The organism is uncultured Corynebacterium sp. (assembly GCF_947253065.1).
In the GTDB taxonomy this organism is placed as follows: Bacteria; Actinomycetota; Actinomycetes; order Mycobacteriales; family Mycobacteriaceae; genus Corynebacterium.
Genome location: NZ_CAMXWS010000013.1, coordinates 42,664 through 51,664 on the forward strand (window position 1 = coordinate 42,664; position 9,001 = coordinate 51,664).

The window sequence follows — 9,001 nt, forward strand, 5'->3', positions numbered from 1 at the left end:
CGTAGTTAGCATCCGATGATATTTTCTCGTCAAGCTGCTGTCCAGGTTCACTGGGTTTTACGTCCTGCGCCTCGAGGAACTCTCCGGCGCCCCGATTTCCTACATCGGCGTAGGCCCCGGCCGCGATCAGACGATCGTGCGCCACGACGTCATGGAGCGCTAAACACGCCATAGACAACTAAACCAACGCCGCAGCGCGCCCTTCCCTCTCTAGGGGAGTGTGCGCTTTTCGCTTATCGACGCCCCTTCCTTCCCATCTGTTCAGCCCCAGAATCCGCGTTTATAAATTATTGCCGTGTGTAGTAAGCGGGTTTATTGAGTGGCTAATTGTGTAGATTCCGAAAAGAATGTGGTGCCCGAAAGTATATTGTTCAGTAAATAAAACGAAAAGCTTGGCAAAAGGATTCATGCAGAAGCTGATGTTTTCAGCCTCTGCCATAGAATTCCCAGCCCGCATCAAGTGTTTATCATCACAGCTAGAGGCGGTAATTTATGTTTGTCACCATATGTACATACATTTAAAAACGCCATGGCCAGTATGGACGTCTATTGTCTAGACAATTTAGGGCACTCTTACGAAGAGATGCTTATTCTTTAGCTGGCTTTAAATACATTCCGGTGATAGTTTCGTCTCTGTGAGGAAACGTATGGTGCTCCTAGTGCTTCCTGAGTAGCGCCAACGCAACTCATAGGAAGACGCACCATGCGTCTCTTTTGGATTTGAGAACCCCTACTGACGTTTCTTGAAAGGAACTCATGCGGAAAATGAACATTGCTCGCCGCCGTGGCACTTCTATTGCGGCTGCGGCTCTCTCCTTGGCGCTGGTGGCTCCGACTGTGCAGCCGGTCGCCTTTGCGCAACAGGATGCAGACAGCCCAGCTGTGGCAGCTCCTGCGGGTGACAACTCGCTTGAAGATGCCATCCATGCTGAGAGGCAGGTAATTGATGCTGACCCGATCGCATCGGGTCGCATTACGCAGCCGTCCCACCTGACGAATGTGTTCGGTCAGGGCTACGGTCTGCTTTCCGGTCACATCACCGAGGCCACTCCGGGTGACTCGTTGACCGCGAACCCGTTTACTTCTGGTGGTACTGGCGGTGTGCCAGCTCCGGAGGGAACTTACGTATACGCGCAGTTCCGTGATGTTGATGGCTCTGTTTCTCCGATTTTCCGCACCCAGGTGCACAACCTGGAGGGCACCGTAGTTGGATTGAACGGTGGTCAGGGCACGTTCGCTTTTGGTTTGCCGCAGGTTGATACTCCGGAGGGTGTTCCGGAGATCACGGCTGAGCCGGGTACCCCGGAATATGAGGAGCAGGTTAAGGCAGCAGAAGAGGCTGCTAAGACAATCGAGAACAGCACTGATGGTGTCAAATCGGTTTCCGGTTCGAAGCGCCGTGGTGGCATGGAGTGGACGGATGCGAATGGTAAGGTCCACCGCTTCCATGGACGCGGCAGCCAGCAGTACCGTCTGTGGGTCGACCCATACGAGAATGACCGCGGTCAGCTGGTGGAGCCGTTCCGTCAGGTAAACGGAATTGTTCCCGGTTCGTTCGTTGATGTTTCTACGGCTCAGAACAACGGTGCATGGCCGTCTGTGGGTGCAGCAATGAACCTGACCGGCATGATCATGAAGGAGCGTCCGGCTGAGTGGATGGTCGGCAAGGACTCTCCTGTCATGCAAAAGGCCGTGGAGGACACGGAAGGTGCCCGTCGTGATGCTGAGACCCTGACTGATCTCGACCGTTATATTGCGGGCGAAGTGTGGCTCGAGGCTGGCAACGGCACTTCGATTACTAACGCCCCGAACCGCGACCGTCGTGACCGTCCGGCTGCAGGCTACCGTGTTTACGCTTCCACGCTTACCCGCGAGGGTGCCATTGCTAACCAGCAGCAGGTCAAGGATTTGACCACGCCTGCGGAGAAGACGGCGGCCACAAAGAAGCTTTTGGAGGATCACCCTGAGTACATCCTCAAGACGGTGTGGGGTTACACCGATGAGGAGGGTAACTACACTCTGCGCTTCGATGATGCAGAGAATCCTTCTAATGAGGACACGGATTACGTCGACTTTGACAACCTGTTCATGTGGGTGACCGATCCCACTGGTGAGAAGACGATGGACACCTACTCGCCTTACATCACCAACTCTTTCTTCAACTTCAACGACAACACCGCATGGTCGTCGGGTACGCCGTACAAGCGCCCGGTACGAAAAGCGATCGCGAACCAGCACTTCGCAGTGATGGTCAATGAGCAGCAGTCGCTGAACATCACCAACTTTGATGCGTTCCAGAACCCGGCAAAGCCTGGTGAGACCGCTGAGATTGAGGTCACCGGTACGTTCCCGCCATTCGATGGTGATTCGAACTGGGTGAATGTCGTCTGGCGCGATCAGAAGGGCAAGGAGCTCAAGCGTTGCGAGAATATTGGCTCTGCAACGGAAGCTTCCAAGTGCTCCTTCGACATTCCGGAGGATTACCCGAGCGGTGAGATCATCAATGCAGAGCTCGTCGTTGGCGACCGTGTGGTCTCCGCTGACTCTTTGATGGTCATCGACCGTGAACGTGATAACGGTAAGTACACCCCGGAGTATGAGGAGACCACTGCTCCGCAGGGCGAGGACACCACGATTCCGGCGCCGAAGAACACGCAGGAAGATGAAGAGGGTAATGTTCCGGAGCTTCCGGAAGGAACGAAGTTCACTCCGGGTAACCAGGTCGTTGGTCCGGACGGCCCGCTGGCCGACGATGAGGGTAACCCGGAGTGGCCGGATTGGATCAAGGTCAATCCGGATGGCTCCATCACCGTCACCCCAGACGAGAACACGCCGGTCGGCGAGTACAATATCCCTGTTGTGACCACCTACCCGGATGGTTCTAAGGAGACGATTTACGCTCCGGTTGAGGTTACCGAGGGCTTCGAAAAGCCGACCGATAACGGGCAGTCGGGTCAGGCGGATGAGATTACTCCGTCTTGGGAGAACTCCAAGACCCCGGCGGGCGAGCCTGTGAAGGTTCCGAACACTGGTGAGGCAATTCCGGACGGTTCGAAGGTTGACGCCGTTTCGGATAAGGGCTGGACTGTCACCTCCACTCCGGAGGGTGAGATTTCGGTTACTCCGCCGGCTGATGCCAAGACCGGTGATAAATCGACTATTTGGGTGACTGTGACCTACCCGGATGGTTCGCAGGATGTTGAGAAGTTCACCGTTACCGTTCAGAACGATGATGATGGTGACGGCGATCCGACCAACGATGGTGATGACGCCGCTAAGACCACCCCGGACTGGGAGAACTCTGAGACTAAGCCGAATGAGCCGGTAGATATCCCGAACACGGGTGACAAGCTGCCGGAGGGCTCCGATGTCAAGGTTCCTGAGACGGTCAAGGATCAGTCGGGCAACGACTGGACCGTTGAGGTTGTTGGTGACAACGGTGACATCAAGGTGACGCCGCCGGAGGACGCTAAGCCGGGCGATAAGGTCGAGGTTGAAATTGAGGTGACTTATCCGGACGGTTCGACTGATAAGGAGACCGTCACTGTCACTGTGACCGGCGACTACGACGTCGAGTATGAGCCCGGTAAGGGTCAGGTCGATACTGATATCAAGGCTAAGCCGGTACCGGCTAAGGACAAGACTGAGATCCCGGAGGGCACTAAGTACGCCACCGCTAAGGATGACAATGGTCAGCCGAACCAGGAGACTCACGATGGTCTGTGGACCATCGAGGAGCCGGATGAGAATGGTGTCGTTGTTGCCAAGGTTGATTCCCAGAAGCTGAAGGAGCGTTACACCTCCGAGCACAGCAAGGTCATTGGTGACAAGTGCAAGAATGGCGAGGAGATCACTGAGCAGGAGGCGAAGGATCTCATTGAGAAGCTCAAACCACTGTTCGCTGCTAACTCGGTGATTGATGTGACCTTCCCGAATGGCGATAAGGATAAGGCTACGGCTAACTTCACGCTGCTCGATGCGAAGGGCAACCCGATGGCTGAGAGTGACGACTGGGATGGCGACGGTGTGTCCAACATCGAAGAAATCCAGAAGTGCTCTGACCCATTCGACCCGGACAGCAAGCCTGCAGCCCCGGTTGAGAAACCGGATTGGGACGACACCACCGGTACTGCGGGCAACGAGATCAAGATTCCTAAGAAGGATGGCTCTGGTGATGTTCCGGAAGGAACCACTCTCGAGGTAGAGGGGCCGGGCAAGGCTGAGCTCGACGAGGATGACAACATCGTTGTCACCCCGAATGAGGATGCGAAGCCGGGCGACAAGATCGTTGTCAAGGTCAAGGACAAGAACGGCAACGTCATTGACGAAGTCACTGTGACGATCGTCGATCCGTGGGGCGATGCTGAGACTTACCCGGGCAAGCCGGTTGAGGTTGAGAAGGATAAGTCCTTCGAGGTTCCGGAAGGTGCCACCGTTGAGGTGACCGAGGGTAATGACAAGGGCACGGCTGAGTTGCTGCCGAACGGCAACATCAAGGTCACCCCGAATGACAATGCGAAGCCGGGCGACAAGATTGTCGTTGAGGTCAAGGACAAGGATGGCAAGGTCATCGACACCGTCACGGTGACGATCGAGGAAGAGCCGATCAGCTCCTCCGACCGTGAAGGCTGCACCGAGTCTCTGATTGGCTTTGGTTTGCCGCTGCTGGCTCTGATTCCGCTGGGTATTGCTTCCCAGACTGCGATCCCGGGTCTGCAGAACATTCAGGCTCAGGTTGGTCGTCAGATCCAGGATGCGAACACTGCTCTGCAGAACCAGCTCGGCATCATGGATCCGCGTCTGGCTAAGGCTGCCGCTGACTTCCAGGCACAGCTGAAGGGTGCAGGTGCAAACCTGGGCCACGTCCTAGGTGGCATCGCGGTTCTGGCTTACGGCATCGCTGCGATCACCACGATTGCAGTCAAGTGCGGTCCGGGTAACACGGAGATCCGTGATACCAATGTGGATATCGACTCGATCTTTGGTGGTTCCTCTACCCGTGTCGAGAAGGAAGGTGACAACGCCTCCTCGCTCGAGAAGCAGGAGAGCAGCTCCTCTTCCAGCAAGCGCCAGGAAAACGAGGATGCCCCGGCAAACCCGGAAGCTGAAGCTGAGGCAAACGACGCTGAAGCACCGGCTGCTGACGAGAACACCGAAGAGTAAATGACTCACTAGGTCTCTCATCTGAGAAAGCCCACCGCTATCTTCCCCACAACGGGAAGTGGCGGTGGGTTTTGCCATTCTTGAAGGCTTGAAAATAATCGTGCCGCGTAAAGAAAACATAAAATGTTTCTGTGATTCTTCGCGTGTGGCTCCTCTGCTTCGGCCCCTTTTAGGGCGGGAAACCGGCCTGAGTGGCGTGCGTCACTAAAAAAGTTATATACATCTGCCCATGCTTCTACCTGCTGTATGTTGCGCGTGTTGCCAATGGTGTGACGCCAGATCCAATTGTCTAGTCTTTTGGGCTGGATACATTTTCTTGACACTGATAGTTTCTGTAGCTGTGAGAAATCGTATGGTGCCCGCAACTTGCGCTGAGTGACGCCAACGCATCTCATGTACGGACCGTGTCGTAACGCTCAAAGCGCAGGGCACGAACCAGAACTCCATACATCGTTCAAAGTCTTTTTCGAAAGGGACCACATGAACATCAAGAACATCACCCGCCGCCGCGGCACATCCATCGCAGCAGCGGCACTCTCCCTGGCGCTCGTTGCGCCGGTGGTGCAGCCGGTTGCTTTTGCGCAGGATAATGCTGCCCCCGTGCCGGTCACTGAGACCGCAATTGAGTCCGAGGGTATTGCAAATGGGCCTTTTACCATTTCGGGCACCATTCGTGAGGTGTATGCCCAGTCGGCCACGAATGCCGGGCTAGCTGACTACTCTAAGCCGATCGCAGGAGCCAAGGTTTATGCACAGTGGAAGGAAGGAAACAAAAACGTTCGTTTCTCTCCGATCTACACTGCTACCACCAATGAGCAGGGTTCTTATGCAATCGAGATGAAGCCGTTCTTCGACGAACTTAATCGGATGCGTGTGTTCGAGGCAGAAACTTCAACCGGTTCAGCGGGCCTCAAAGACCTGGCAGGTAACCCTCGTCTTGATGGCTGGCGGGAGCAGATTCGTGTTTGGGTAGAGCTGCCCGACGGTCAAAAAGAAGAATTGCGTCTGATGAATCAGTACGCGAGCACTTGGGCGCCTGCACAGGCGGCTACGGACTTTAACCACATGGTTTCCTGGGATTCGGGCAGCCACAGGGTCTCTCAGCTTGATATCAATTACATCCGCAACTCTGATTACACGCTGACTCAGCCTCGTGAGGATTGGGCAGTTTCGGGCGAAGGTGAAAACGTTGGCAACGGCTTGAACGGCTCTGTTGGCGGTGTTGTCTTCTGGAATTCTGCAGTTCCTAATGGTGCGCTTGACGCGGAATCCGGCGCAATTCTGGGTGGCGGCGCCATTCAGGGTAAGCAGCGCGACCTCGTCTTGGGTGGACAGGAGCTTGTTGGTTCATATCTGAGCGATGAAGCGATCCTTGCTATCGAGACGTATGTGAAGCAGAACTTCGGTGGTAAGGATCTGCGCGGTAGCGACTGGACAATCGCTGACGAGAACAAAATGCAGGAGTGGATCAGCGAGCAAATCCAGGGTGAGCACCCCGAGTGGATTGCAGAGACCGTTACCACTAAGACCAATGAAAAGGGTGAGTACAAGCTCTACTTCAAGGGTATTTACGGAAACGCTCGCGATCGCCAGGGCATTGTTCCTGACGAGAAATACCACCAGCCCGCAAAATCCTGGGCTGAGGGCCGTTGGTCCAATGGTGCAACTGATTCCAAGCACATCAACATGGACTGGATGTACATTGGTCCCGTGGATCTGCCGAATAATATCGGCGTGCAATCCGGCTGGCAGTTCCAGCGCTGGATGAACGGTATTGATCCAGCCCCGTGGTCTGGCGGTAAGAACGTGGCCGTCGGTAAGTCTGAAGATAGGCTTCAGGATTATCAGCGTGGCATGAATATCATCCTCAGCCCGTCGCCGTTGGACTTCGATGTCGTTAACTATGATTCGCAGCTTCATACCGCTGAAGCGGGCGACACTGCCGTCACTGAGACCACTGGTCTTCTGACGCACGAGAACTTGAAGTACGACATTATCTGGACCGACCCAGCGGGCAATGTCGTTGCTGAGCACAAAGACCTGCCGGTAGATAATTACTCGCTGCCTTCTGCTGACTTCCAGGTACCGGAGGATTTGGAAGAAACCACCACATACACCGCAACGCTGTGGGCTGAGGATGGCACCGGCAACCGAACGCCGCTGGCCTCTGATGCGTTCACCGCCGTAGTCCGTAATCCGTTGCCTATTGGGTCCGTCGGTGAGAACTACAAGGACGGCGAGGAGGACGTAACTGTCGCTCCAGAGCCGGCTGATGGTGTTACGTACAAGAACTTCCGTGCGGAAGGCCTCCCTGAGGGGATGGAGATCGATCCGAACACGGGTGTCATTTCTGGTACCCCGGAAAAGCCTGGCACGTACAAGGTGACAGTCATTAATGAAGCCGAGTTGCAGGCCGGTGATACGACTGTTACTACCGTTGAGAACTCGAAGTCTTACGATCTGTTCGTTACGGACACGCCGCTTAACGACGGCGTCGTCGGTAAGCCTTACGACCAGGAAGTGAAGCCGGAAGGTCTCCCGGAGGGTGCCGTCGCTGAGAACATCAAGGTTGAGGGACTCCCTGACGGGCTGGAATTCGACCCTGAGACTCGCAAGATCACGGGTACCCCGACCACTGCTACTCCGGAAGGGGAGGGTGCTCCCTCACAGGAGAATCCAAATGTGACGGTCACCTATGACATTGTCACCCCTGCTGCGGAGGAAGGACAGGAACCTGAGGTGATCAAGGCCGGTCACGTAGACCGTGTCCCGCTGGTAGTCACGAAGGTCGACCAGTCCAACGAATTCGAGCCGAAGTACGAGGATAAGCTGGTTGTTCCGGGCGAGGACACCAAGTCGACTCCGACCTTCACCGACAAGGATGGCAAGGACGCGAAGGCTCCTGAGGGATCCAAGTTCACTACCCCGGGCTTCGAGGCTCCTGAGGGCTACGAAGTCAAGATCGATGAGAACACCGGTGAGATCACGGTGACGGTCCCGGATCCGTCGAAGCTGAACAAGGACACCGTTGAGGAGTTCGATGTTCCGGTTACGGTGACCTACCCGGATGGCAGCACCGACAAGACGGACGCGAACTTCAAGCTGGATACCGATGGTGACGGTGAGCCTGACGTTACGGATCCGGATGATGACGGTGACGGTATCCCGGATGAGGATGACAGCAACCCGAAGGTTCCGAACGCGGCTGAGAACCTTCAGCCGGGCTACAAGGATGGTTCTGGTAAGCCGGGCAGCGACGTCAAGATTGATGCTCCTGAGTTCAAGGACAAGAACGGTGAGGGCAAGGTCGTCGACGCTCCGGAGGGCACCAAGTTCGGTCCGGGCGAGAACGTTCCGGATGGTGTGACCATTGATGAGAACACTGGTGAGATCACTGTTACGGTTCCGGGGGATGCTGAGCCTGGTACCGAGATCACTGTTCCGGTTGAGGTGACCTACCCGGATGGCACCAAGGACAACGTTGATGTCACTGTCACCGTCGAAGAGCCGGATGCTCCGGCAGAAAAGCCGGATTGGGAGGATTCCTCTACGACTCCGGATAAGCCGGTTGAGATCCCGAATACGGGTGGTCCGGTTGAGGATGGCACCACGGTTGAGGTGACCGATGGTCCGGGTACTGCTGAGATCGGTGAGGATGGCACCATCACGGTGACGCCGAACGAGGATGCTAAGCCGGGCGACAAGATTGTCGTTGAGGTCAAGGACAAGGACGGCAAGGTCATTGACACCATCACGGTGGAGATCGAGGAGCCGACCAAGACTCCGGATTGGGAGGATTCCTCTACGACTCCGGATAAGCCGGTTGAGATCCCGAATA

The 9,001-nt window shown here is 55.7% G+C and carries 2 protein-coding genes; both read left to right on the plus strand.

The window, feature by feature from the left end; all coding sequences use genetic code 11:
- Positions 1-756: 756 nt before the first annotated feature.
- The gene (locus tag Q0X21_RS05035) at positions 757-5,163 is read left to right on the plus strand and encodes a Rib/alpha-like domain-containing protein (RefSeq protein ID WP_297850681.1); all 4,407 of its coding nucleotides are present in this window, start codon (positions 757-759) and stop codon (positions 5,161-5,163) included.
- Positions 5,164-5,643: 480 nt separating this feature from the next.
- On the plus strand, positions 5,644-9,001 hold a 3,358-nt coding region (locus Q0X21_RS05040; RefSeq protein ID WP_297850683.1), incomplete at its 3' end, for a YPDG domain-containing protein.

Coding starts and splice junctions, on each gene's coding strand:
- Q0X21_RS05035 (WP_297850681.1), top strand. CDS start 757: ATGCGGAAAATGAACATTGCTCGCCGCCGTGGCACTTCTATTGCGGCT.